This window comes from Streptomyces sp. NPDC051286 (assembly GCF_044455345.1).
Classification (GTDB): Bacteria; Actinomycetota; Actinomycetes; order Streptomycetales; family Streptomycetaceae; genus Streptomyces.
Genome location: NZ_JBITER010000033.1, coordinates 19,728 through 42,329 on the forward strand (window position 1 = coordinate 19,728; position 22,602 = coordinate 42,329).

The 22,602-nt window shown below is 69.2% G+C and carries 30 protein-coding genes; 13 read left to right on the forward strand and 17 right to left on the reverse strand.

What is annotated here, in order from left to right; all coding sequences use genetic code 11:
- Positions 1–168 precede the first annotated feature (168 nt).
- Together ACIBB8_RS27225 and ACIBB8_RS27230 are read left to right on the forward strand one after the other, a co-directional pair.
- On the forward strand, positions 169–1,230 hold the full coding sequence (locus tag ACIBB8_RS27225) for a C40 family peptidase (RefSeq protein ID WP_398956438.1): 1,062 nt from the start codon (positions 169–171) through the stop codon (positions 1,228–1,230).
- A gap of 319 nt (positions 1,231–1,549) precedes the next feature.
- Entirely contained in the window at positions 1,550–2,890 is a 1,341-nt protein-coding gene (locus tag ACIBB8_RS27230) for a PP2C family protein-serine/threonine phosphatase (RefSeq protein ID WP_398956440.1), read from the forward strand.
- Here the strand turns inward: ACIBB8_RS27230 and ACIBB8_RS27235 are convergent.
- From ACIBB8_RS27235 to ACIBB8_RS27245, 3 genes are all read right to left on the reverse strand, one after another.
- Entirely contained in the window at positions 2,872–3,207 is a 336-nt protein-coding gene (locus tag ACIBB8_RS27235) for a DUF2516 family protein (protein WP_366135161.1), read from the reverse strand. The genes ACIBB8_RS27230 and ACIBB8_RS27235 overlap by 19 nt on opposite strands.
- A gap of 113 nt (positions 3,208–3,320) precedes the next feature.
- On the reverse strand, positions 3,321–3,935 hold the full coding sequence (locus ACIBB8_RS27240) for a hypothetical protein (RefSeq protein WP_398956443.1): 615 nt from the start codon (positions 3,933–3,935) through the stop codon (positions 3,321–3,323).
- Between the two features lie 27 nt (positions 3,936–3,962).
- Positions 3,963–4,403 (reverse strand): helix-turn-helix domain-containing protein, encoded by a 441-nt coding sequence (locus tag ACIBB8_RS27245; protein ID WP_398956445.1) that lies wholly within the window; start codon positions 4,401–4,403, stop codon positions 3,963–3,965.
- An 817-nt stretch (positions 4,404–5,220) separates the two neighbouring features.
- Here ACIBB8_RS27245 and ACIBB8_RS27250 point away from each other — a divergent pair.
- From ACIBB8_RS27250 to ACIBB8_RS27260, 3 genes are read left to right on the forward strand one after another with little or no spacing between them, the layout of a single operon-like run.
- Positions 5,221–6,015 carry a S1 RNA-binding domain-containing protein gene (locus ACIBB8_RS27250; RefSeq protein WP_398956547.1) on the forward strand — a complete coding sequence of 265 codons (795 nt, stop codon included), beginning with the start codon at positions 5,221–5,223 and terminating at the stop codon, positions 6,013–6,015.
- 42 nt (positions 6,016–6,057) lie between these two features.
- Entirely contained in the window at positions 6,058–6,510 is a 453-nt protein-coding gene (locus tag ACIBB8_RS27255; protein WP_398956447.1) for a hypothetical protein, read from the forward strand.
- Between the two features lie 57 nt (positions 6,511–6,567).
- Entirely contained in the window at positions 6,568–7,062 is a 495-nt protein-coding gene (locus ACIBB8_RS27260) for a hypothetical protein (protein ID WP_398956449.1), read from the forward strand.
- Between the two features lie 19 nt (positions 7,063–7,081).
- Here ACIBB8_RS27260 and ACIBB8_RS27265 read toward each other — a convergent pair whose 3' ends face one another.
- Positions 7,082–7,591, reverse strand: a complete 510-nt coding sequence (locus ACIBB8_RS27265) for a hypothetical protein (protein WP_398956451.1) — start codon at positions 7,589–7,591, stop codon at positions 7,082–7,084.
- 353 nt (positions 7,592–7,944) lie between these two features.
- Here ACIBB8_RS27265 and ACIBB8_RS27270 point away from each other — a divergent pair, with 353 nt between their 5' ends.
- The 3 genes from ACIBB8_RS27270 to ACIBB8_RS27280 are packed head-to-tail and all read left to right on the forward strand — an operon-like array spanning position 7,945 to position 9,368.
- Entirely contained in the window at positions 7,945–8,409 is a 465-nt protein-coding gene (locus ACIBB8_RS27270; protein ID WP_398956549.1) for a DUF2199 domain-containing protein, read from the forward strand.
- A gap of 33 nt (positions 8,410–8,442) precedes the next feature.
- Positions 8,443–8,898 carry a DUF6228 family protein gene (locus ACIBB8_RS27275; RefSeq protein ID WP_398956453.1) on the forward strand — a complete coding sequence of 152 codons (456 nt, stop codon included), beginning with the start codon at positions 8,443–8,445 and terminating at the stop codon, positions 8,896–8,898.
- On the forward strand, positions 8,895–9,368 hold the full coding sequence (locus ACIBB8_RS27280; RefSeq protein ID WP_398956455.1) for a hypothetical protein: 474 nt from the start codon (positions 8,895–8,897) through the stop codon (positions 9,366–9,368). Before ACIBB8_RS27275 ends, ACIBB8_RS27280 begins: the two co-directional genes overlap by 4 nt.
- A gap of 296 nt (positions 9,369–9,664) precedes the next feature.
- Here the strand turns inward: ACIBB8_RS27280 and ACIBB8_RS27285 are convergent, their stop codons facing one another.
- Positions 9,665–10,783, reverse strand: a complete 1,119-nt coding sequence (locus ACIBB8_RS27285; RefSeq protein ID WP_398956457.1) for an FAD-dependent oxidoreductase — start codon at positions 10,781–10,783, stop codon at positions 9,665–9,667.
- Between the two features lie 53 nt (positions 10,784–10,836).
- Between ACIBB8_RS27285 and ACIBB8_RS27290 the strand changes: the two genes are divergently transcribed.
- The gene (locus ACIBB8_RS27290; protein ID WP_398956459.1) at positions 10,837–11,529 is read left to right on the forward strand and encodes a TetR/AcrR family transcriptional regulator; all 693 of its coding nucleotides are present in this window, start codon (positions 10,837–10,839) and stop codon (positions 11,527–11,529) included.
- Between the two features lie 264 nt (positions 11,530–11,793).
- Positions 11,794–12,336, forward strand: a complete 543-nt coding sequence (locus ACIBB8_RS27295) for a hypothetical protein (RefSeq protein WP_398956461.1) — start codon at positions 11,794–11,796, stop codon at positions 12,334–12,336.
- A 314-nt stretch (positions 12,337–12,650) separates the two neighbouring features.
- Here ACIBB8_RS27295 and ACIBB8_RS27300 read toward each other — a convergent pair whose 3' ends face one another.
- A complete protein-coding gene (locus ACIBB8_RS27300; protein WP_398956463.1) occupies positions 12,651–12,791 on the reverse strand; it encodes a hypothetical protein in 141 nt (46 codons plus the stop codon).
- Between the two features lie 66 nt (positions 12,792–12,857).
- Between ACIBB8_RS27300 and ACIBB8_RS27305 the strand changes: the two genes are divergently transcribed.
- Positions 12,858–14,063: an NAD(P)/FAD-dependent oxidoreductase gene (locus tag ACIBB8_RS27305; protein ID WP_398956465.1), complete on the forward strand. Its 1,206-nt coding sequence runs from the start codon at positions 12,858–12,860 to the stop codon at positions 14,061–14,063.
- A 292-nt stretch (positions 14,064–14,355) separates the two neighbouring features.
- Positions 14,356–15,252 carry an RNA polymerase sigma-70 factor gene (locus ACIBB8_RS27310; RefSeq protein ID WP_398956467.1) on the forward strand — a complete coding sequence of 299 codons (897 nt, stop codon included), beginning with the start codon at positions 14,356–14,358 and terminating at the stop codon, positions 15,250–15,252.
- Here ACIBB8_RS27310 and ACIBB8_RS27315 read toward each other — a convergent pair.
- The 9 genes from ACIBB8_RS27315 to ACIBB8_RS27355 form a co-directional block, all read right to left on the reverse strand.
- Positions 15,235–15,402: a hypothetical protein gene (locus tag ACIBB8_RS27315; protein ID WP_398956470.1), complete on the reverse strand. Its 168-nt coding sequence runs from the start codon at positions 15,400–15,402 to the stop codon at positions 15,235–15,237. The genes ACIBB8_RS27310 and ACIBB8_RS27315 overlap by 18 nt on opposite strands.
- Before the next feature lie 70 nt (positions 15,403–15,472).
- Positions 15,473–15,925: a pyridoxamine 5'-phosphate oxidase family protein gene (locus tag ACIBB8_RS27320; protein ID WP_398956472.1), complete on the reverse strand. Its 453-nt coding sequence runs from the start codon at positions 15,923–15,925 to the stop codon at positions 15,473–15,475.
- A gap of 211 nt (positions 15,926–16,136) precedes the next feature.
- Entirely contained in the window at positions 16,137–16,763 is a 627-nt protein-coding gene (locus ACIBB8_RS27325; protein ID WP_398956474.1) for a glyoxalase, read from the reverse strand.
- A 5-nt stretch (positions 16,764–16,768) separates the two neighbouring features.
- Entirely contained in the window at positions 16,769–17,233 is a 465-nt protein-coding gene (locus ACIBB8_RS27330) for a helix-turn-helix transcriptional regulator (RefSeq protein ID WP_398956476.1), read from the reverse strand.
- Between the two features lie 184 nt (positions 17,234–17,417).
- The gene (locus ACIBB8_RS27335; protein WP_398956478.1) at positions 17,418–17,828 is read right to left on the reverse strand and encodes a VOC family protein; all 411 of its coding nucleotides are present in this window, start codon (positions 17,826–17,828) and stop codon (positions 17,418–17,420) included.
- A 292-nt stretch (positions 17,829–18,120) separates the two neighbouring features.
- The gene (locus tag ACIBB8_RS27340; RefSeq protein WP_398956480.1) at positions 18,121–18,537 is read right to left on the reverse strand and encodes a VOC family protein; all 417 of its coding nucleotides are present in this window, start codon (positions 18,535–18,537) and stop codon (positions 18,121–18,123) included.
- A 10-nt stretch (positions 18,538–18,547) separates the two neighbouring features.
- Complete coding sequence (locus ACIBB8_RS27345) at positions 18,548–18,982, reverse strand: helix-turn-helix transcriptional regulator (RefSeq protein WP_398956482.1); 435 nt, start codon at positions 18,980–18,982, stop codon at positions 18,548–18,550.
- A gap of 85 nt (positions 18,983–19,067) precedes the next feature.
- Complete coding sequence (locus ACIBB8_RS27350; protein ID WP_398956484.1) at positions 19,068–19,289, reverse strand: hypothetical protein; 222 nt, start codon at positions 19,287–19,289, stop codon at positions 19,068–19,070.
- 37 nt (positions 19,290–19,326) lie between these two features.
- Entirely contained in the window at positions 19,327–19,983 is a 657-nt protein-coding gene (locus tag ACIBB8_RS27355) for a TetR/AcrR family transcriptional regulator (protein ID WP_398956486.1), read from the reverse strand.
- 277 nt (positions 19,984–20,260) lie between these two features.
- Here ACIBB8_RS27355 and ACIBB8_RS27360 point away from each other — a divergent pair, with 277 nt between their 5' ends.
- A complete protein-coding gene (locus ACIBB8_RS27360) occupies positions 20,261–20,389 on the forward strand; it encodes a hypothetical protein (protein ID WP_398956488.1) in 129 nt (42 codons plus the stop codon).
- Here the strand turns inward: ACIBB8_RS27360 and ACIBB8_RS27365 are convergent.
- Together ACIBB8_RS27365 and ACIBB8_RS27370 are read right to left on the reverse strand one after the other, a co-directional pair.
- Positions 20,370–21,221: a TetR/AcrR family transcriptional regulator gene (locus ACIBB8_RS27365; protein ID WP_398956490.1), complete on the reverse strand. Its 852-nt coding sequence runs from the start codon at positions 21,219–21,221 to the stop codon at positions 20,370–20,372. The two genes, ACIBB8_RS27360 and ACIBB8_RS27365, sit on opposite strands and share 20 nt — an antisense overlap.
- A 114-nt stretch (positions 21,222–21,335) precedes the next feature.
- Positions 21,336–22,586 carry a GNAT family N-acetyltransferase gene (locus tag ACIBB8_RS27370; protein ID WP_398956492.1) on the reverse strand — a complete coding sequence of 417 codons (1,251 nt, stop codon included), beginning with the start codon at positions 22,584–22,586 and terminating at the stop codon, positions 21,336–21,338.
- Between the last annotated feature and the right edge of the window lie 16 nt (positions 22,587–22,602).

Consider the following 22,602-nt stretch of genomic DNA (forward strand, 5'->3'; position numbering starts at 1 on the left):
CGTCGTTCGTCCCAGACGAGGGGGAGCGATCCCGCATGACCCGTGTGACCCGAGTGCCCGTCAGGACAGCAGCTGTCTGCCTCTGTTGCTTTTCGGTACGGCATGGCACGATCTCGACGTCGTGAAAAGTTACTGACGGTAAATCAGATTTGTTCGGAGGGGGAGCTCGTGAACCGACGCCACTGTGCCGCTGCCGCGATCACTCTGGTCTGCACGCTGACCGTACTGACCGCGCCGACCCAGGCATTCGCGGCGCCCGCACCGCCTTCCCCCACCGCCTCTCCCGAAGCACCGAAGAAGAGCCTCGAAGAGGTGCGCAAGGAGATAGACGCCCTCTATCGCAAGGCCGGGGCGGCCACCGATGCGTACAACCTCGCCGATGAGCAGGCCAAGAAGCAGTCCGGTGAGATCGTCGAACTGGCGAAGGCGATCGTCGACGGACAGGCGAAGATCGCCGACCTCAAGAGCAAGGCGGGCGCCCAGGCCCGCGAGCAGTACCGGACCGGCGGGCTGCCGCCGGGCGCGCAACTGATGCTCAGCGACGACCCGCAGATGTTCATGGACGGCATCAACCGGGTCTGGCAGGGCCAGCAGGCAGCCAAGGGAGTCCTCGGTGAACTGACCAGGACCCAGGCGGACTTGGAGATGTACACCAAGGACGCGAGCACCAACTGGAAGAAGCTCGAAGCCAACCGGATCAAGCAGGCCAAGGCCAAGAAGCAGATCAACGCGCAGATCGCCGCCGCGAAGAAACTGGAATCACAGCTGGAGAAGGAGGAGCGGGCCCGTCTCCTCGAGCTGGAGCAGGAGGCGGAGTACCGGGCACAGACCTCCTGGCTCGGCTCCGGCGCCCTCAAGGAGATCAACCGCGAGGCGAGCGAGCGCGGCAAGAAGGCGGTGGCCTTCGCGACGTCGCAGATCGGCAAGCCGTACGAATGGGGGGCCGAAGGCCCGGGATCGTACGACTGCTCCGGGCTGACGTCCCAGGCATGGGCGGCGGCAGGACGGCCGATCCCGCGCACCTCGCAGGAACAGTGGCGGCAGCTCCCGCACATCGCGATCAAGGACATGCGCCCCGGCGACCTGATCATCTACCACGGTGACGCCACCCATGTGGGGATGTACATCGGCGACGGCGCGATCGTGCACGCACCGCGCCCGGGCCGGAATGTCACGCTGGCGGGCGCGGGCTCGATGGAGATCCTCGGGGTGGTCCGCCCGGACAAGTGAGGGCCCCCGCACCAGCCACCCGCGCCCATGACCCCGACCACGCAACCACGCCCGGTGACCGGGACCACGCGCGCGCCGTGAGCCACGCCACCCCCCGACCCCACCGCGGGGTGATGTTTGTCATGACTCCCCACCCGGTCCCGGGCGGGCACATCGCGCCGGATCCGTGACGGGACGCGGCTTATGGCTCCGCATATGCCAGGGGTCGGTTGCCGTTCGCCATTCCGTTCGTCTGTCCGGTACCGCTATCGTCCCGGTCTGGCGGGTCGTCGATCGTCGTTCCGCCGCGCCCTCGGGGGGAGGGAAGGAAACCGAACCGATGCCCGTACCCGTACCGCAGCAGCGCGCCGTTCCCGCTGTGGAGACCACCCACGTCGCCGACCTCACCCTCCTGGTGATCGAGGACGACCCGGCGGGCACCTTCACCGTCCCCGAGCTCCCGGCCGCGGCCGGCACCCGGGTGCGCATCCGCACCGCCCGCAATCTGACCGAGGCGGGCCGCCTCCTCACGGACGACGTCGACTGCATCCTGCTGGACCTGGCTCTGCCGCCCAGCAGCGAGACACGCGCCGGCGAGGGCGCCGAGGGGCCCGCCGGGCTCGCCACCCTCACGCACGTCCTGCGCATCGCACCGCGCCACGCCGTCCTCGCGCTCACCGCGGAGGACGACACCGAGCTGGCCGCCGAGGCGGTGCGGGTCGGCGCCCAGGACTACCTCCTCCGCGGCGAACTCGACGGCCGGCTGCTCACCCGCGCCATCCGCTACGCCGTCGAACGCAAGCGCGCCGACGTGGCGCAGCACCAGCTCACCGAGTCGACGCTGCGCGCCCAGGAGAACGCCCGACTGGAACGCGGACTGCTGCCCACCCCCCTGCTCCAGGGCTCCGACCTCCGCTTCGCCGCCCGCTACCGACCAGGACGCAGCCGCGCACTGCTCGGCGGGGACTTCTACGACACGGTGCGTACGCCCGACGGCACCGTCCACGCGATGATCGGCGACGTCTGCGGCCACGGCCCGGACGAGGCGGCTCTCGGCGTCGAACTGCGCATAGCGTGGCGGGCATTGACGCTCGCCGGGCTCTGCGGGGACGAGCTGCTCTCCACGCTCCAGCAGGTCCTGGAGCACGAACGGGAGAGCGAGGAGATCTTCGCGACGCTCTGCACCGTCGACATCACTCCCGACGGACGCCACGCAGGTCTCTGCCTGGCGGGCCACCCCGCGCCGCTGATCGCCCGCCACGGACGGGCGGCACAGCTGCTCCCGTACGAGAACGGCGGCCCGGCCCTGGGGCTGCTGCCGCGTGCCCGCTGGCCGCGCAGACAGGTCGAACTCGGTGGCTCCTGGAGCCTGATGATGTACACGGACGGTCTGATCGAAGGCCGCGTCGGGGCGAACGAGACGCAGCGGCTCGGCCAGGACGGCATGGTCGCGATGATCAACCGTCAACTGGCGGAGGGGCTCACCGGAGAGGCACTGCTGGAAGCCGCCGTGACCGAGGTCCGGGAGCTGAACGGCGGCGAACTGACCGACGACGTGGCGGTCCTGCTGCTCGACCGCGACCGGAGCGGCAACCCGGGCCGCAGCCGGAGCGCGTCGCTCCCCCGCCCCCGACCCGGATCGGCGCCGTCACCTGCGAACGCTCAGCGCCCGCCGTTGTAGGGCCCGTACGGCCCGTCGCTGCTGGAGCCGCCGCGTCGGCCGCCGCCGCCGGAGACCGCCTTGAGCGCGGGCCGTACGTCGACCATGAAGACGATCGACGCGACCGCGCCCGCGAGCTGCAGGAACAGCATCGGCACGAAGAGGTTCACGGCAACGGCAATACCGAGAATGATCACCCAGAAGGACTTCTTCTGCTTGTCCGCGGCACGGTAGGCGTCCTCGCGGGCCGTCGCGGCCAGGAGCAGTGCGACCACGGCCAGGACGAGCATGATCATGTAGAGCAGCCAGACGAGCGTGCTGAATCCTGTGAGCAACATGGTGTGCACCGCCTAGTAAGTGGATGAGCGCCTCGCGGCCAAGGTACCGGGACAACGAGCCGGCCACCCCGAAAGGTGCCCGCCCCGTGCCCCGGTACACACCGTCCGCGGTGCTACTTGGCGGTCGGCGGCGTGGGCTTCTTCGCCGCGGGCTTGCGCGCGGGCGCCTTCTTGGCGGGCGCGGCCGACGTGCGGGGCTCCGTCCTGGCAGCGGTCTTCGGCTCGCTCTTGGCGGCGGGCTCCGCCTTCGGCTTCGGCTTCGGCCCGGACTCCCGCCGCGGCTCGACGACGACAGCGATCTCAACGATCTCCTCGGCGGTCTCGCCGCGCCACGTCCGCACCGTCTGCTCGCCGCGCTCGGCAACCTTCTCGTACGTCTCCCGGGCCCGTACCGCGTACTCCGCGGCCACTCCCAGGCTGCGCAGCGCCAGGTCCTGGGCCGACTCGCTGAGCTTCTTCAGATCGGTGTCGAGCGACCCGAGCACTTCGGAGACCTTGGCCTGCACGGTGGCCTGCGCCTCCCTGGCCTGCGTGGTCACCTTCTCCTGGACGGCCTTGGGGTCCGCGTTGCGCACGGCCTCGATCCGCTCGGGCGCCTCGGCCCGCAGCTGCTCGAGCAGGGCCGGAACCTTCCGGGCCTGCTCTACGGCGAGGTCCGCCGTACCGGCGGCGAAGTAGAGGGGGGTCGGGTCGGTGAGGGTCTTACGCAGGTCATCGGTGATGGCCATGACTGTGGTCCTCCCGGATCATCAGACTCAGTGTGAGGGTGGTGAAGGCTTTGAAGCTGTATCGGCATCCGTGCGGTCCGCGCTGAGGCCGGATTCGTCACCGGGGTCCCCCGGGACGGTCTCGAACCCGTTCTCCTTGCGGAAGGAGTCGTAGATCTGCAGCAGCACGTTCTTCTGCCGCTCGTTTATCGAGGGATCGGCCAGAATGACCGCCCGGGTCTCCAGCTCCTCCCGCTCCCGCTCGTCCAGAATCCCGGCCCGTACGTAGAGGGTCTCGGCGGAGATCCGCAGGGCCTTGGCGACCTGCTGCAGCACCTCGGCGCTCGGCTTGCGCAGCCCGCGTTCGATCTGGCTGAGGTACGGATTGGACACCCCGGCGGCGTCGGCGAGCTGCCGCAGCGACAGCTGCGCATGGCGACGCTGCTCGCGCAGGTACTCACCGAGATTGCCGACGTTGAGTGATGCCATGACTCGATAGTGCGCCACCGCTGCTAACTATTGCAAGCACATGCTTGCAATAGTGTTCCGCGCCACGTGCGGCTCCGATTGTGACTGCTCGCGATAGTTGTCACTTCACAGCGAGAGATCTCACCAAGATCGCCCAGAGAAGCCCTGCCCGCGTGAGCCGAAGCACGAGAGTTGACAGCAAGGCCGGCGTGTTGTCACTCGGGAGCGTCGGCTGGCGTCTGCAGGGGGTTGGGCCGGGGCCCGCCTGCGCAGGCCAGGACTTCTGTCGCTGAGGAGTTCAGGAAGATCGTGAACACGGACGACATGTCCACAGAGTCAATGCAACCGGCACGGAGCAGCTCTTCCCCAGCCTGCCGGAGGATGTCGACAGTGGCGGCAAGGCCCTCGACTGTGTGGCCGCGCCGAGCAACTGTGCGGATTCGAATCCCGAACACACCCGCGTGCCGGTTGGCAGGGACCAGACCGTCCCAGACGACGAAGGCACCCCCGGCAATCAAGGCGTCACGGGCAGGTCCGCACGCCGGGGTCTGTTCGCGAAGCATGGCGATGAGGTCCTCGCGAGTCACGCTTTGCCCCGGTGACAAGAAGGCCGCCAATCGGCTGTGGGTGACAAGTACCGTGCCTCTCTGGTGACAGTCAGGCTGCTCGCCCCGGATGCTTGCGCAGCCTATTCGGTGCCGTCAGTGACAACTACCGAGCTTTGGCACACCGCGTGAGCCGTGGCACGCCAGTTGCAACCTGGTTGCGAGAGTTGGAACCAGTGCACCCAACGCCGACTAGGCTCACCTCCATGTCCGAGCGAGCCCCTGACCCTCGCATGCAGTCCTTGATCAACCAACTCCAGCCAGGGGCCGTGAGAACGGTGAGGGTCACCAGGTTCGACGCAGCGGACGTTCTGGTGCAGCTCGTAGATACCGAAGGGGAGGAAGCCGAGATCGCTCGGATTCCTCGACATGAGGCGTCGATGCGCCGGATGGAGCATCCATCCGAGCTGTTTGAGGTCGGCCAGGAGATCAATGCCGAAGAGATCGGGCGTTGGCGCGAAGGCCAGCTTCACCTCTCCGCCAGGGCCTGTGAGATTCCGGCCTTGCGGTCCTTTCTCCTTGCGTTTGAACGAGGGCAGGTCGTTGCTGGGACGGTCTCCGCGGTTCACAACTTCGGGGTCTTCGTTCACGTCGATGGCGAACCGGACGGCCTCTGCACCGGCTTCATACGGGTGCCGGACCTGACGTGGGGCTGGATCAACCACCCCTCCGAGGCAGTCGAAGTCGGCCAGCGGATCACCGCTGAGGTGATCATTGCCGAGACGCGCTCCGGACAGGTCACGCTCTCGTTGAAGGCTCTGCAGGAAGATCCGCTCATTCGGTTTGCGGATCAGGTCGGCCGGGTCCTCACCGGATCGATCACCAAGATCGTTCCCTTTGGTGTGTTCGTGGAGCTTGCTCCCGACGTTGTGGGGTTCCTTCACCTCTCAGAGCTGACTGACGATCCGGTCGAGACGCCGGATCAGCTTGTCGGTGAAGGCGAGCTGATCACGGTGAAGATCGCCGAGGTCGACCTCCAGCGCCACCGGGTGCGGTTGGGTGCCGCTGGCGGAGCCAACAGAACCTAAACGTGGGTGCCGAGTCCTGGGCCGGTCGGGCAAGATCCGGGCATGTCTGCCGACATCAGCGGAATGATCGAGTGCCGACCAGGGGCCCGCCTCTGGGGTCCCGACGACGAGGACTCCGTATGGGAAGCCGCCATCGACCTCTTCCTGCTCAACCGGGGCAAAGCCTACGACGGCCTCGCCTGCCTCTTCGGAGTCCGCAACTCCTTCGGCTTCCGGCCCGTGGCGGAAGGCCGTGGCTTCCCGGGCGATGCGTCGGTAGGGCTGAGGAGCGAGTACGCAGCCTATGGGGGACCCGGTGACGCATTCGGAACGACATGGGTCACCTGGGCTGAGGTCACCGCCGTCGATTGGCAAGAAACAGACAGCTCCGGCACCCGAAGCCGGGCCGATGCCGCAGGTGCCGGAAGCGACTGGGGCCGGGTATGGAGCGTCATGGGCACGCTCAGCGAAGTCCATGGGGCGGAGAACGTGCGACTCGTCGTGTGGTTCCACTGACCACACGACAACCAGCATCTCTACCTCTCCGTCCAGGATCGGCCCAGAATGCTGCCCATGGCCGATGACGGAGAGCGCAACGAGGCAGAAGCACCCACATTCCTGTCGTCCGCAGCCGAGGTGGCTAGGCTGCTGGACCTCGACACCGCAGTCGGCGTGCCGGAAGACCGACGCGCTCGGCACCTGGCGCATGCAGCGCGCAAGCCACTACTAGAACGCGCGAACCTGCCCGAGGAGTTCTTCGCTCCACTGATGGTTGCGGCCGTTTACGACCCCGACCCGAGCTTCTGCCGCTGGTTCGTCGAGCCAGCGGTCTACGCATTCGGACGCCGCCGGGTCATGGAGACACTGCTCGACTATCTACTGACGGGCACGGACGCCGAACAGGCAGGCGCCAAACGGGCCTGGTACTGCGCCCACGTGCCGCTGCACGCGGACAGGTCTCCGGCATACGCGCCTGGTGGACGCCGCGACCCCGCCCTGGACGAAGTCCACGACCTGGCGGACAAGTGGCTGGAGTACGCAGCCATACCCGGCCGCAGCGAAGCCTGACTCCACACACAGAGTGACGCTATGCCCTTCTCTTCCCACTGCTGATCCGGGGTAGCAGTGGACCATCCGCTGATGGGCGGTATCTCGCCACCAGATGTGGGGTCGCTGCTTGTTCGTGAACGAGGATGATCCGGAGAGGCAACGACATCGAACGGGCATGTCGCAGCGTCGAGGCGAGCGCTTTCGCGAACTCGGTCAGCTGTCCCAGTGCTCGGAGGACCGGGGCGAGCATCTCCAGTGCCGCGTCGCTGCTGTCAGCACTGAGGATCGTGTCCGCGATGGCCGAACACGCGGCGAAGGCCAGGGAGTCTGGTGCCGGGTCGGTGAGCGCGCGTGAGAAGTGTTTCTTGCCTGGTCGTTTGCGGAGTTCGTGGAGATGGAGGAGTCGCCGCTCGGCGTCTTCGTCAAGGATCAGCCCGAGTTCGCGATCTCCGGCCAGCGAACGGGCAGCAGGCCAGGTCAACGTGAGGATGCCGGTGAGTGCCTTCAGGTCGAGAAAGTACTGAGGAGCGGAGACAGCCCATCCCACGCTCATTGTCTGTTTCGGGCCGTCAGGCGACAGGAGGTGCAGGAAGCGTTGCTGAAGGGCAAGAAACCGCTCGCTCGACGACGTTCTCGCTCACTTGGCGCATCTCCCTTGATCAGCAGATCCGCCGTTGATTAGACACTCCCCCTAACCATCCACCCGCACGACCAGTTCCCTCCCCTTCTCATCCGAAGGATCTTGAAGCGTTCCCCAGCACACGCACGGTGAACTGCCTCTGCCCTCACCGAGACGGGACTGACGACAGTTGCATCGGAGCCGGTCATTAGGCTCCGCTCATGACCAGCAACCTCGGATTCACCTGCTCGTGCTGCGGCAGCCACCACGCCGAGCTACCGATGAACTACTCGGCCAACGCCCCATACGTCTGGGAACCGAACTTCGCCGACTCTGCGGACTGCCTTCTCTCATCGGATCAGTGCGTGATCCAGGCACAGCACTACTTCGTCAAGGGCCTGGTCGAGATACCGATCATCGGCAGTCACGAGGTGTTCTCCTGGGCCGCATGGGTCTCCCTCAGCCGGGACAACTTCTCCCGATCCGCGGACCTTTGGGAAACCATGGGACGAGAATCCGAGGAACCGTACTTCGGGTGGCTGTCTACCGACTTCTTCCTCTACTCGCCCAGCACCATCAATTTGAAGACCCGCGTCCACACCCGCCCCATCGGACAGCGTCCCTTCATCGAGCTGGAGCCGACCGACCACCCTCTCGCAGTCGAACAGCGGACGGGCATCACTATGGAGCGCGTCCGTGCAATCGCCGAAGCCGTTCTCCACCCCACCGACAACGAATCCAAGTGACGTCGAACGGGCCGCTGACCTAGCGTTCCGCCCATGACCACCCCAGACGTCGGCACTGACGACGAAGCCACCGTGACCATCCGCTGTCAGGACAACTCGTCCGTCGGCGTGACGTTCTGCGACCGGTTCAACTTCGACGCAGATTCCGTGCACTATGCCGTCGAGCTGCGGGCTCCCGGTCTGACCGCTCGCGTCAACGAGGTCGTCGCCTGGATATGGGACAGCGATCTCACCGTGTTCCTGGAGGAACTCGCCGCCGACTACCGGGGATGGGAAGGCGAACGGAGCTGGCAGACCAACGACCTAGACCTGGCAGTGTCGGCGGTCTTCCGGTCCGGCGGCCACGTCGGGCTGACCTGGGCCTTGCGTCCATGGCCTCAGGCCGCAGGCGGCTGGGGCGCCTCGGTGACCACCTGGCTGGAGGCCGGCGAGCAGATGACTTCCCTGGCGGCCGATGTCCGGGCCTTCCTCGCTGAGGAGTACCAGTGACATCCGGCATGCGCATCACATGGACGCTGATGGGATCTGGGTGGGCAGACTGCACCCTTGAAGATCACCAGGCGAAGGTCGAACTCACCGCGTCCTACATCTCCAGTGCGCCCGAGGAGCTCCTGACCTCGGTGGCCCGGCTCGTCGCGGGCGAGACGGAGACCCGTGCCCAGTTCGAGGCCGAACCAACCGCCTACCGGTGGATCTTCTACCGCGAGGGCGTGTACACCTGGACCCGCATCCTGGAACTGCGTCACGGCAGCGATCACGACAACAAGGGAACCGAGGTCTGGTCCAGCCAGCTCGGCATCGACCAGCTCGCCCGCACCGTGATCCGCTGCTTCGACGAGGTCGCGCAGACCTATGGCGAGAGCGGCTATCGAGGCAAGTGGGGCGAACACTTCCCACGAACCGAGCTCGAAGCCCTCAGACGTCTCTGGCACGCCCACCACCGCTGCGATGACACATAGCCGCAGCAGCCCGCTGCTCAGGTTGAGTGAGACAGCCCAGCCGTTCCCGTCTCACTCAACTTGGACCACCCCAGGTCACCGCCTCGCGATGGCCCACGTCTACTGAGACTGGACAAGCCTGAGCAAGACAGTTGTCCGTTCCCGGTCTATCTGCGGTTTCCCGCCGGATCTGCAGCGTGAAGTGAACGAGTCCCGGACGACCTGCGCAGCGACCTGCCCTACCGGCCCGCGGCGGTGCCGTACTGTCCCGCGAAGCCGTGGCGAGCTATTGGTGTTGGTGCTCTCTTGCTTGGCAGTCAGGATGGCTGGACTTGGTCGAAGAGAGCGAGGGCTTCGGCGGGGTTCGGGCTCACGAGGCGTTCCAGACCGGCCGTCGTGATCTTCGCCCACCTGCTGGCTCGTGCCCACATCTGTTCCTCGAAGGCGCGGACGGCCTCGTCCAGATCTCCAGGGGCGGTGGCGATGGACTCGGCGAGTTCGGCGCCTTCCAGCATCGCGAGGTTCGCGCCCGCCCCCAATGGAGGCATCAGATGGGCGGCGTCGCCCAGTAGTGTCGCCCCGGGGACGTGGGTCCAGGTGTGGGACACGGGCAGGACGTAGAGGGGGCGGTGGACGAAAGCAGTGCTGTGATGGAGGAGGCCGAGGACGGGAGCGGCCCAGCCGTCGAACAGAGCCAGCAGGCTCGATCGCACGGCCTCGACGTCGGCCAGGTCCAGGTTCGTGTGCCAGTCCAGCGGCGCGCGGAACTGGGCGTACACCTTGACGTGGCCGCCGCTGTTGCGCTGTGCGACGAGAGCTCGGTTCACGCCGTACACAGCCACGGAACCGTCGCCGATCAACCGGGCGAGGTCGGGGTGGCGGGTGTCGACGTCGTCGAGGGAGGTCTCGACCGAGGTGACGCCGGTGTAGTGCGGCGTCACCGACGAGACTGCCGGGCGGGTCCGGGACCAGGCGCCGTCCGCGCCGACCACGAGGTCGAACGTCTCCTGTCGCCCGTCCGCGAAATGGACCAGTACGCCGTCCCGGGTCCCCGGCACCACCTGCGCCACGCCCCGGCCCCACTGGACGTCCAGAGGTCCGAGCAGCAGGTCACGGAGTTGCCCGCGGTCGATCTCGGGATTGGCCCGGTCATCTGGACGGAGTCGCCAGTCGCGCAGGACGGTCCCGTCCGTGTCCAGGATGCGCATGGCCTGCCCCTCGGGGCGAGACAGCGCCTGGAACTCTGCCAGCAGCCCCGCCTTGTCCAGCGCGAGCTGGCCCAGCCCTTCGTGCAGGTCCAGCGTGCCGCCCGGGGGGCGGGAGTCGGGGGCGGGATCGCGTTCGAGGACAGCGACCGGATGATCGTAACGGTGCAGAACGCGGGCGAAGGTAAGGCCGGCAGGACCGCTGCCGACCACTGCGATGCGGCGTCTCATACCGATACACTGTATTAGCTCACTACGATGCATCGCAACGGTACGATGCCCCTATGACCGTGTGGGACCGGCCGGAGCCGCCGACTCAACCCGTGCCGCTCGACCGGGAGCGGATCGTCACCGCCGCCGTCGTGCTGGCCGACGAGGGCGGGCTGGAGGCGGTGTCCTTGCGCAAGATCGCCGCCCGCCTGGACGCCGGTCCTATGCGGTTGTACCGATACATCTCCACCAAGGAGGAGTTGTTCGACCTCATGGTGGACGAGGTGTACGCCGAGATCCGCCCCGAGGGGCAGCCCGGTGACTGGCGGGAGGCGCTGCGCATCCTCGCCCACCGCACCAGGCAGGCCGCCCTCCGCCACGAATGGCTGGCCGACCTGCTCGGCGGTCGCCCAGCCCTGGGCCCGAACGGCCTCGCCATGACCGAGGCCACGCTGTCCGCCTTCGACGGCGTCGCCGACATCGACACCGTCATGCGCGCCGTGGAGACTGTCAGCGCCTACTTCATCGGCGCGATCAGACGCGAGATCGCGAACCTGCGGGCCGAGAGCGCCACAGGCCTGTCCAAGCGCGACTGGCAGCGCGCCCGTGGCCCGCATGTGACGAGAATGCTGGCCACCGGCCGCTTCCCGGCGTTGGCCAAGGCCGTGTACGACGGCACGGACGTGGACGCCGAGACATCCTTCGCAACCGGCCTGGACTGGGTCCTCGACGCCGTGGCCGCCAAACTCACCCGGCCGCCGGCGTGACGCTCAGGTCTTGCGAGCACGACGGGCGCCTCGCCGATGGGCGAACCTCAGCCAGCAACGGCCACCCCAGCCGTTCGTCTCAGCCCAACCGGCCTGCTGAGCGTCCCGGCCGGGCGACGGGCCGTCTCGACCCCCTATGGGGCCCCATCATGCTTGAGAAGTAAGCGAGTTCGCCCGTGCGGGTGGCGCAACGGACCTCTGGTAGGACGCCTGGCGTGGCGTGCGGGGCGGAAGCTTGAGGCACACGCCATTCGGGAGGTTGTCATGCTTACCGGGAACACCCTGTCCGCCCATGCCGACGTCGCTTCTGTCGCGGTGCCCCCCTGGGCGAACCGGATGGCGCACGCCGTACCGATGGCCGTCCTGCCGTCGGGGTTGTGGCGGATGGCCATGGCCGTGGGCATCCCGGTCGGCTTCAGCGGGCAACTGGCCCAGGATTGGCAGCCCGGCCTGGAAACCTCCTCCTACATCACCCTGTTGACCCTCTTCACCGAAGGACTTGCACTCCTCACGATTGGCCTGGTCAGGCCGTGGGGCGAGACAGCCCCGCGCTGGATCCCTTACCTGGGCGGCAGACGCATCCCGATATGGGCGGCGGTTGTTCCAGCGGCACTAGGGGCACTCGCGGTCACCGCGCTGTCCTTGCGGATGTTCTGGGGACGCACGCCCGCCGACGCGGGTGGGTCCGAGGCTCCCCACGGCGTGGCAGCGTGGATCATGAATGCTTGCTACCTGCCGATGCTGCTGTGGGGACCGCTAGTCGCCATCGTCACGATTGCCTACTACGTGCGGCGCCGGAACACCTGAGCAACGTCCCCAGTCCCGCACTTACCGCTGACGGTGACAACCGCGGTCCGACCCGTCGCCCGCCGGGTGCCCCCAACTCGTCAACTGACACGACGCCACTGCTCTGGTCAGCGGGACGGGCCCGGTGGTGGCGCCCTTCGCGTTGCTGGACACCGTTCCGCCGCAGGAGGCGGAGAAGGCCGCCGCCCGGGAACGGCATCTGCTGGAGCTGGAGTCCGGGCGGCAGAGCGGTGTCGGAGCCGGGCCACGGCCGGAGTACGACCCGGCCGTGCACACCTTGGAGGATCGACCAGCCCCCAGCCCCCGTGATCCCGCTAGCGGGCCCGCATCCGCTCGACCGTCCGTGCGCTCACCGTCCAGCCCAGGGCCCGCAACTCGGCGGCCTTCGCGGCGATCCGCAGTTCTACCTGGAACGGACAGCACCGAGCCCACACCTGCAGAGTGATCCGCCTCACAGGCTGTCACAGTGATCGGTCACGCGGTGTCTTGAGGTCGAACCCCCTGGACACGGAGGAGACACCATGGCTGAGAACACCGATGTGGTCGTGATCGGCGGCGGATACGCAGGCGTCATGGCGGCCAATCGCCTGACGCAGCGCGACGACGTGACCGTGACGCTGATCAACCCGCGCCCGGCCTTCGTCGAGCGGATCCGCCTGCACCAACTGGTGGGCGGGTCCGACGACGCGGTCGTCGACTACCGAGAGGTCCTGGCCGAGGGCGTCGGTCTGGTGGTCGACACCGTGTCACGGATTGACGCGGCCGAGCGCAGCGTGACGCTGGCGTCGGGCGGCACGGTCGGCTACGACTACCTGGTCTACGCGGCGGGAAGTGGCAGCGCCGACCCGAGTGTGCCCGGGGCGGCGGAGTTCGCCCACCCGCTTGCCACCTTCGAGGAGGCGGGACGGCTGCGGCCGGTCCTCGACGCCGTGCCCGCGACGGCGGCGGTGACGGTTGTCGGAGCCGGTCCGACCGGCATCGAGACCGCCTCCGAGCTGGCGGAGTCGGGCCGCGCCGTGACCCTGGTCTGCGGAGGGGGGCTCGGCCCGTATCTGCACCCTCGGGGCCGACGCTCGGTCGCCAAGCGGCTGGCCAAACTCGGTGTGACCGTGCTCGACGGCCCCGGCGCGTTGGTGAAGGCTGTGACCCGCGATGCCGTGCAGCTCCGCGACGGCCGCGAGCTGCCGAGCAAGGTAACCATCTGGACCGCCGGATTCGGCGTGCCGGACCTGGCCGTGCGCAGCGGGCTGAGCACCGACGCCCTGGGCCGCCTGCTCACGGACGAGACGTTGACCAGCGTGGACGACGTACGCATCGTCGCGGCCGGCGACTCGGCGGCACCGTCGGACCTACCGCTGCGGATGAGCTGCCAGGCCGCGATGCCTCTGGGCGCGCGGGCCGCCGACACGGTGCTCAGCCGGATCGCTGGTGAGCAGCCCTCGACCCTCAACCAGGTGTTCGCCGGCCAGTGCATCAGCCTGGGCCGACGGGCCGGCATCTTCCAGTTCGCCCACAGGTACGACGTCGCGCTGTGGTTCCACATCGACGGTCGCCCTGGCGCGAAGCTCAAGGAGTTCGTGTGCAAGGGCATCGTCAAGCATCTGGCCGATGAGGCGGGCAAGCCCGGTTCGTACAGCCTGCACCGCGTCTCAGGAGGTGCCAAGCGCCAGCAGCTGCTGCAGGCCGAGCGCGGCGAGGCGCCAGCCACCGCTGAACGGGCAGCCTAACCGGGCACTCGTGGTCGGTCCGGTCCGGCCACAACGGATCCGGAGCACATGGCGTGCGGCGACGCCCTATCGCGGGGCGCCGCCGCACGACATGCCTTCATCAGCGGCCCTTCGAGCAGCGAATCGCAGTCAACTTGGCCTGTCACAGCCGTACGCCGGGTGGTGCCACACTCCCGGTGGAAGGGAACAGGTGGGTCGGATCGAACGGCTGCCAACGAAAGGACCTTGCCGTGGAGGCACGCTTGAAGGCCGTCGGTAACCAGGGCCGGCCGCGAAGGAGAGGGGTCGAGACATGAGCGACCACGCCACTGACCCGGCGACCGAGGCTTTCGTCGCGCATCGCAACCTGCTCTTCACCGTCGCATACGAGGTGCTCGGATCGGCGGCCGACGCCGAAGACGTCCTCCAGGAGACCTGGCTGCGATGGGTCGAGGTCGACTTGGCGCAGGTGCGCGACCAGCGCGCCTACCTGGTCCGGATCACGACCCGGCAGTCACTCAACCGGCTGCGCACCATGAAGCGCCGCAGGGAGGCGTATGTCGGCCCGTGGCTGCCCGAGCCGCTGCTCACCACGCCGGACGTGGCCGAGGATGTCGAGCTCGCCGAGAGTCTGTCGATGGCGATGATGCTCGTGCTCGAGCGGCTCTCGCCGACCGAGCGAGCGGTGTTCGTGCTGCGCGAGGTGTTCGAGGTCAGCTACGACGACATCGCCGAGGCCGTCGGCAAGAGCCCCGCGGCCGTCCGCCAGATCGCGCACCGCGCCCGCCGGCACGTCGATGCCCGCCGCCCTCGCAGGGTGGTCTCCCCGAGCGAGACCCGGGCGGTTCTGGAGTCGTTCCAGCGCGCGCTCGAAACCGGAGATCCACAGGGCCTCCTCGACATACTCGCCCCGGAGGTCGTCCTTGTGAGCGATGGCGGCGGCGTCAAGCGGGCTGCGCTGCGGCCGGTCATCGGCGCCGAGAAGGTGGTCCGCTTCTACCTTGGCACCTCCGGCAAGACCGGAGGCACGATCACCTGTGACCCCACCGTGGTCAACGGCAACCCGGCACTCCTCGTACGCCTGGACGGCGAGTTCGACGGCATCATGGCGATCCACGTCGAGGACGCCCGCATCACCGGCCTCTACTATGTCCGCAACCCGGAGAAGCTGAACCGCGTCGCATCCGAGACCTCACTCACGCTGCGATGAACACCGGTGCCGGAACAGCCATTTGGGCATCAGGCGCACCGCCCGGCCAGGCCGGCAGGACTCAGCGAGTACGTCGCTCTCCGCGTCCGCCTTGGCCGCCCGCGGGCTGCGGCGCGCGACCGTCCTCAGCTCCTGGGCGCGCTCCTTCATCGCGCCTCGTTCCTCGTCCGTGATTCCGTCGTCAGGCCGGAGGTACGGAGTCCGCGTTCCCGCGCGGCGGTCAGCCGAGCCAGCGGCCGTCGCGCATGAGGTCTCGTCCCTGCAGCTCGTTCGCCTCCCGCCAGGCCTGGATGCGCCGCGGCCGGATCAGGAAGTACTGGTAGGGCTCGTCGAGTTCACGCGGGTCGAAACCGGTCTTGGCCGCGAATGCGTCGCCCGTCCCCGGCGCGAGGTCGGCGATGTCCACCGGCTCGGCGGTGCCGTCGACGACGACGACGTCGCGCGTCGGCCCGAGGCCGAGACGCACCCGGCCGTCCGCCCGCAGGTTGCGGCCGGTGACCGAGGCACGCGGCGTCGAAATGAGGAACGCGGTCCCGTCCCAGCGGTACGAGAGCGGGATGAGGTGGACGCCCGGGGAGCCCGGCGTCGCGACCCAGGAATCAACGTCGCTCTCCAGTTTCGCGCGCGTGTCCCGCAGCCTCTCCTCGAGCCCACGCGGCGGCGTGCCTGTCATGCTTCCTCCAGTCACATCGTGGAAAGCCCTTCCTCCAGGGGAGGGGCTCCGTCGGTCGTCGGTCGGTCCATCGAGGCCTCGGGCTTCGCTGACGGCGTGGCCTCCAGCGCCCTGATGGCCTCGCGCACACCGCCCGTCCTGTGGGCCCGGTGGACACGCGACGTACGCATCCGTTCGGCGGCGACAGCGCCTGAATCCCAGCGGTGACGGATCAGTGCGTGCCTGTCAGCGATGCGGCCTCCCAGGCGAACCCGTCCGGGTCGGTGAAAGCCCCGGCGTCGCCGCCGAGCACGAGCCGGTGCGATCCGGTGCCGTCGGCAGGGACGCCGGCGTCCTTGGCAAGGGCACGGCGCTTGTACAGCGCCAGCTTGACGGGACCCGGCCCAGCGGCGAACTCGACGTACTTGCTGCCGAAGCTTTTCGCCACGGCGAGGCCGCGGTCGACGTAGAACCGCTTGCTCGCGGTCACGTCGGCGACTCCCAGCAGGAGCACCATCTCGTCGATCTCCCGGGTGGCCGGGCCGGTGTCCTTCTTCGCCGAGGTCGCGACCTTCCAGATCGTCCCGTCCGGGGCCTGTACGACACCGCCGTAGCCCCAGAGCGACTTCGAGGCCGGCTTCAGCGGCGTGGCACCGGCGTCGAGGGCGGCGTCGACGAGGCTGTTGACGGTGGACGGCTGGGACACCGTGAGCGACAGCGTGAACCCGCGGAAGCCGGTCGTCGGCGCCTCGGAGGCCCGCAGGCGCAGCTGAGTGCCCAAACCGAAGGCAGTGGTGTAGAAGCGGTTGGCGGCCGTGGGGTCGGCCACCTCGAGGGTGATGGATTCGATGGAGGTCATGTCCGTCACGCTAGTTGCGGCTCGGCCGCCGGTGCTTCTCGATTCCTGACCGGTCTGGTCACCTGTTTCGTCACGCACGACGGCATCCCCTCCGCAGCGCCCGCAGCGCGGCGCCGGTAGGCGCTGGGCGGCATGCCGACCAGCTCGGTGAAGCGGGTGCTGAAGGTGCCCAGCGATGAGCAGCCGACCGCGAAGCAGACCTCGGTGACGCTGAGGTCGCCGCGCCGCAGCAGCGCCGTCGCGCGCTCGATGCGGCGCGTCATCAGATAGGCGTACGGCGACTCGCCGTAGGCGAGGCGGAACTGCCGGCTGAGGTGCCCGGCCGACATGTTCGCGCCGCGGGCGAGCGCCTCGACGTTCAGCGGCTGCGCGTGCTCCCGGTCGATCCGGTCGCGGACGCGGCGCAGTCGCGCGAGGTCGCTCAGGCGCTGCGCAGCGGTAAGTGCGCGCATCCACGCGGGGTGACACATGAGAGAGCCCCTTTCATCCATGTGTGCGAGGACCTGGATACATGCTGAGGGTGGGGCGGGCGGCGGCCAGGTGGGGGCCGGTGGCCGGCCCGCCCGGGACGCAGGAGCACGGAAGCGCCGGCCGCCGCGTACTTCGCGGCGGTCGCGACACCGGCCACCGCGGGCAGATCGATGACCGAACGGCTCAGCGAAGCTCTTGGATGCGGATCAGGTTGCCCGCGGGATCGCGGAAGGCACAGTCGCGGACGCCGTAGGGCTGTTCGGTCGGCTCCTGGACGACCTCGGCGCCGCCGGCCTGCACCTTCTCGAAGGTGCCGTCGAGGTCCCGGGTGGCCAGCAGGATCCAGCCGTAGGTGCCCTTGGCCATCATCTCGACGATGGTGCGGCGCTCGTCCTCGGTGACCCCGGGGTCGGCGGCCGGCGGCGCCAGGAGGATGGAAATGCCGGGCTGATCGACGGGACCGACCGTGATCCAGCGCATCTTGCCGTGTCCGACGTCGCTGCGGACCTCGAAGCCGAGAGTGTCGCGGTAGAAGGCCAGGGCGGCGTCCGGGTCGTCATGCGGGAGGGAGGCCGTGCGAATGGTGATGTCCATGGCCGTCACGTTAGTTACGGGTCGGCGACCGGGGCTTCTCGATTCCTGCTCGACGGCGCGCGCCTCGCGGCCCCGCCCGGCCGAGCGCTCGATCACCTCCGGAGGCCGCGGAAGGCCGCCCGGTGGACGGACTGCGCGGACAGCGCGAGCGGGCGCGGATGCGCGCCCGGGCGGAGACCGCGAGTTCACCGAGGCGTCGGGGGCGAACGGAGGTCGCGCACGTCCCTTGCGGCCGTCGGGACAGGACGCCGGAGACGGCAGGAGCTGACGCGCGCTCCACAGCGAGCGGACGTCACCGGCCGAGCGGCTGGGTGAAGCGCAGCATGTTGCCGGCCGGGTCGCGGAAGGCGCAGTCGCGGACGCCGTACGGCTGGTCGACCGGCTCCTGGAGCACCTCGCCGCCCGCGGCCCGGAGGCGCTCGAAGGTGGCGTCGCAGTCGTCGGTGGAGAAGATCACGCCGCGCAGCATGCCCTTGGCCAGCAGCTCGGCCATCGCCTGCTTGTCGGCCGGCGAGGCGTTCGGGTTCGCGGCCGGCGGTTCGAGGACGATCTCCACGTCCGGCTGCGCGGGTGAGCCGACGGTCACCCAGCGCATCCCCTCGAACGCCACGTCGTTGCGTACCTCCAGGCCGAGAACGTCGCGGTAGAAGACGAGCGCCTTGTCATGGTCGTCGACAGCGATGAAGCACTGGGACAGCTTGATGTTCATGCCTTCGACGCTACGGGCGGTCAGCGGTTTCCGCTTCCCCGATCGTGACCGGTCCGTTCCTGACCGGTCGCGTGAGGATCTTGGCGACGCACGCCGGAATGGCCGCGCCCGGATCGTGGCTGCGGGCCCGGTACGCGCTCGGGCTCTCGCCGACCAGCTCGGTGAACCGCGAGCTGAACGACCCCAGCGACGTACAGCCGACCGCGAAACAGACCTCCGTCACACTCAGGTCTCCCCGCCGCAGCAGCGCCTTGGCCCGCTCGACACGGCGGGTCATCAGGTAGCTGTACGGGGTCTCCCCGTAGGCGGCCCGGAAGCTGCGGGAGAAGTGCCCGGGCGACATGAGCGCGACGCGCGCCAGTGCCGGGACATCGAGGGGCTGGGCGTAGTCGCGGTCCATCACGTCCCGGGCCCGGCGCAGCCGTACGAGATCCTCAAGCGTCACCGGGCCAGCCTAACGCCGGCGCCGTTGCCGTTCCCGCGTCTCGCGCGGGCGACTCGGTACGGCGCCGGGCGTGGACATCAGGCTCTCAGGCGTCGAGCACGGCGATATCGACCTGGCTGAGGAGGCCCCGGTTCGCGATCACGTCGATCTCGGTGATCCCGTCCGCCGTGACCGTGAAGCCGAGTACCAGCGCCAGGCGGCCGAGCGGAGCCAGGATGAGACCCACCGCGCCGTTGACCAGCCCCGGCTGGGTGAACAGGGACGAAAGACCGCGGAAGCGGTACTGCACCCCGGGGACGGCCCCCATGTCTGAGAGCCTGTCGGGCCGGGCGGGGCCGCCCGCCCTACCGGTCCCCCTCGATCCCCGACCTCAGTTGCACGAAGGCGAGTTCGGCCGCTCGCACCGCGTCCCCGTACACCTCGTCCGCGCTCTCCCCGGCGTCGATCCGCCGCCAGCTCTCCATCGCCAGGATTCGTTGCACGGCAATGATCTGCCCTGCCGCCAGCCGGTCCCGCACTCCGTCGCCCAGCGCACGCGCGAGCGCCGCCTCCGAGCGGCTCTGGTACCCGTACAGGCGGGCCACCAGCGACGGCGTCCCATACAGCATCCGGTGGAACGCCAGCACCTCCGGCGCATCGCAGAGCCCCGTCACCGGGTCGCGCCGCTCCAGGCCGTCGAGGAAGTGGCGGCGCAGGGCGTCCAGCGGCGATTCGCCCTCCGGGCGGGCCGCGACCATCCTCGCCGCCTCGTCCTCGTGGTCGGCGAACCGGTGCAGCGCCAGGTCCTCCTTGGTTGGGAAGTACCGGAACAGCGTGGGCTTGGAGATGTCGGCGGCGGCCGCCACCTCCGCCACCGAGACCTTGTCGAAGCCCCGCTCCAGGAACATGGCGATCGCGGCATCGGAAACTGCCTGGTACGTCAGCTGCTTCTTCCGCTCCCGCAGGCTGATCAGCGGCTGAGCCGCGGTCCCGGGTCGGGCCTTCTCTCCGTTCATGACCATGAAGCGTACGCCGTTGACCGCAACCGGACTTGGCGTCCGAGGGCGGGAACACGGGCACCGGAGCGGCCGGCCGGCCGAAGGCGAAGGGGTGTGGTCCGCATGCGTGTGGCGCTGGTCAGGGAGCTGGGCGGTCCGGAGGTACTGGTTCCGGCCGAGCGGCCCGGCCCGGTGGCGGGGCCCGGCGAGGTGGTGATCGAGGTGAGTGACGTTGACACGCTCTTCGTGGCGACCCGGATCCGGTCGGGCGCGTTCCGGGACCACTCCCGGTCCTCCCGCCGTGCGTACCGGGCGGCTGCACCCGGTGACCGGGCAGGTCCACCCACTGGAGCAGGCGGCGCAGGCGCCTGCGGCGATCGAGGGGCGCGGCCTGGTCGGCGAGGTACTGCTCAGCACGCGAAAGGCGTGACGGGCCGGGGATCCGGAACCTCCGCCTCCATGCCCGGACCCCTGCCCGGTCCGGGCTCCGCCCGTCCGGTCGGGCCCCGCAGCAGGACCTCCACCCCGTCCAGCACCCGCTCCAGTCCGAACGCGAACTCATCGTCCGGATCGTCCGGCGTGCCCAGCGCCCCGGACGCCAGCAGCCGCGAGAGCGCCGGGTGCCTCACGGGGTCGACCAGCCGGTCCAGTGTCCGCGCGTACCCGTTCATCACTTCCTGCGGCGAGACGCCCCGCGCCTCGACGGCGGCGGCGAGGTCCGCCCTCAGCAGCGCCTCGTTCCGTACGAAACCGGCAACGAGAAGGATCACCGAGACCCCCTCCCTCTCGCTCAGACCGGTGCCGTCGAGCGCCTGGAGGCCCTGCTCCCACCAGGCGAGGCTGTTGGGGCTGGCGGGCGGACCCGCGACCGGGATGCGGAGCATCCACAGATTGCGGTGGAACACCTCGCGCCGCGCCCACGCCCACTGCCGGAGCGCCTCCCGCCAGCCCGCGCCGCTCGCCAGCGCCGGCAGCGGGGGCGGCGGGCCCAGGGCCGCCTCCTGCATCAGGACGTAGAGCTCACCCTTGGCCGATACATAGCGGTAGAGCGACATCGTCGAGGCGCCGAGATCCTTCGCGACCCGCCCCATCGAGACCGCTCCGAGCCCCTCGGACTCGGCCACCGCCACCGCGGCCCCCACGATGCGGGCCAGGCTCAGGCCGGGCTTCGGTCCCTTGACCGGACGCTCCCGCAGCCCCCAGGCGGCTTCGATGCTGGCCGGCAGGCCCGTACCGCCCGATGAACCGTATGTTCCAGTCACCTGAACCACCTTCCGCGCCGCCCCCGGACCGCGGCCCCCGGGCCTGCGACGTCCCCCACCCGGGGCGGAGCTCCGCCCTTGGATCCATCCTAGGAGGGGGTGCGTGGCACGCGGTCAGAACTCATCCGGGCACCAGGCGCGCCGTCCCGCCCGGAACACCCCGTCCGCCACCGCCGCCGCGCCCGGCGTGAGTTCGTCGATCCGGCCCAGTGCCGTGAGCCGGAGCACCGATTCGTCGCCCAGGTAGAGCGTCCCCAGCTCCCGTATGTCCAGGGCCAGATCGGCGCGCTCCGTGGTCGGCGTGCAGGACGCGCCGTCCGCGGCGGCGTCCAGGCGGAAGCGGCCGCCGCTCAGGCCGGCCGGGTCGTGGACGTCCAGGGTCAGGGAGGCCGGCACGGCGTAGGTGCGCGCCTCCAGGGCTCGTACGACATCCAGGACGCGCACCCACATCCAGTCCGCCTGCGTGACGATGCGGGCCGCGCGCGGGTCCGGGAGAAGGAGGGGAAGCAGGTCGTCGGGGGCGCGGTAGCCGGAGCGGACCGTGGTGACCCAGTCGATCGAGCAGACGAAGTGCCACAGCGCCCGTTCCGCCGCCGGGGTCTCGGCGATCAGACCGAGGACGGACGCCCGGTTCAGCGGCTGCTTCGCGTCGCCCCACTTGTCGTCGGCGCGGTAACCGAGCAGGCCGTCGACCTCGCCGTCCGCGTTGCGGTACACCGCGTGGAACGGTTCCGTCCATGAACCCGGCGCGGGCACGTCCTCGCCGGTCTTCAGCTGCCACCAGCGGTCTCCGCGGCTGACCACGCCGTGCTGCCGGGCGCGCAGCCGGTCGTGCAGGGCGGGGCCGATCTTGCGTACGTCCGCCCCGTCCACCAGGTCGATCCGGCCGCCGTCCGCCGCGGACGGGCCCGACCAGCGCGGGTCCAGGCCGGCCCGGGGGACGTCGATCTCCCACTCGGTGGTCCAGGTGGCAGGGCCGAACCCGTACCGCCCGTAGATCGGGTACTCGGCGGCGATCAGCGTCGCGACCACGTCGCCGCGCTCCTTCGCCGCCGCCAGGTCCGTGGCCATCATCCGGCTGAGCAGCCCGCGCCGGCGGTGTGTGGGCGACACCGTGACGTTGCTGACCGCGTCGGACGGCACCGTGGCGCCGCCGACGACCGTCAGCTCCTGCGCGAACGACCGGAACGACGCCACGCACCGCTCGTCGTCGAACACCCCTTGGGTACGGGCCAGATCCGTGTGCGGGAGGCGGCTCGCGACCTCCTCCTCCGTCACCGTCGGCGGGCTCAGAAAGCCGGTCTTCACGGCACGCAGCCAGCTGGGGTACTCGGATTCGGTGACGGTACGGAACTCAAGGCTCATGCGCCCCAAGCTAGGC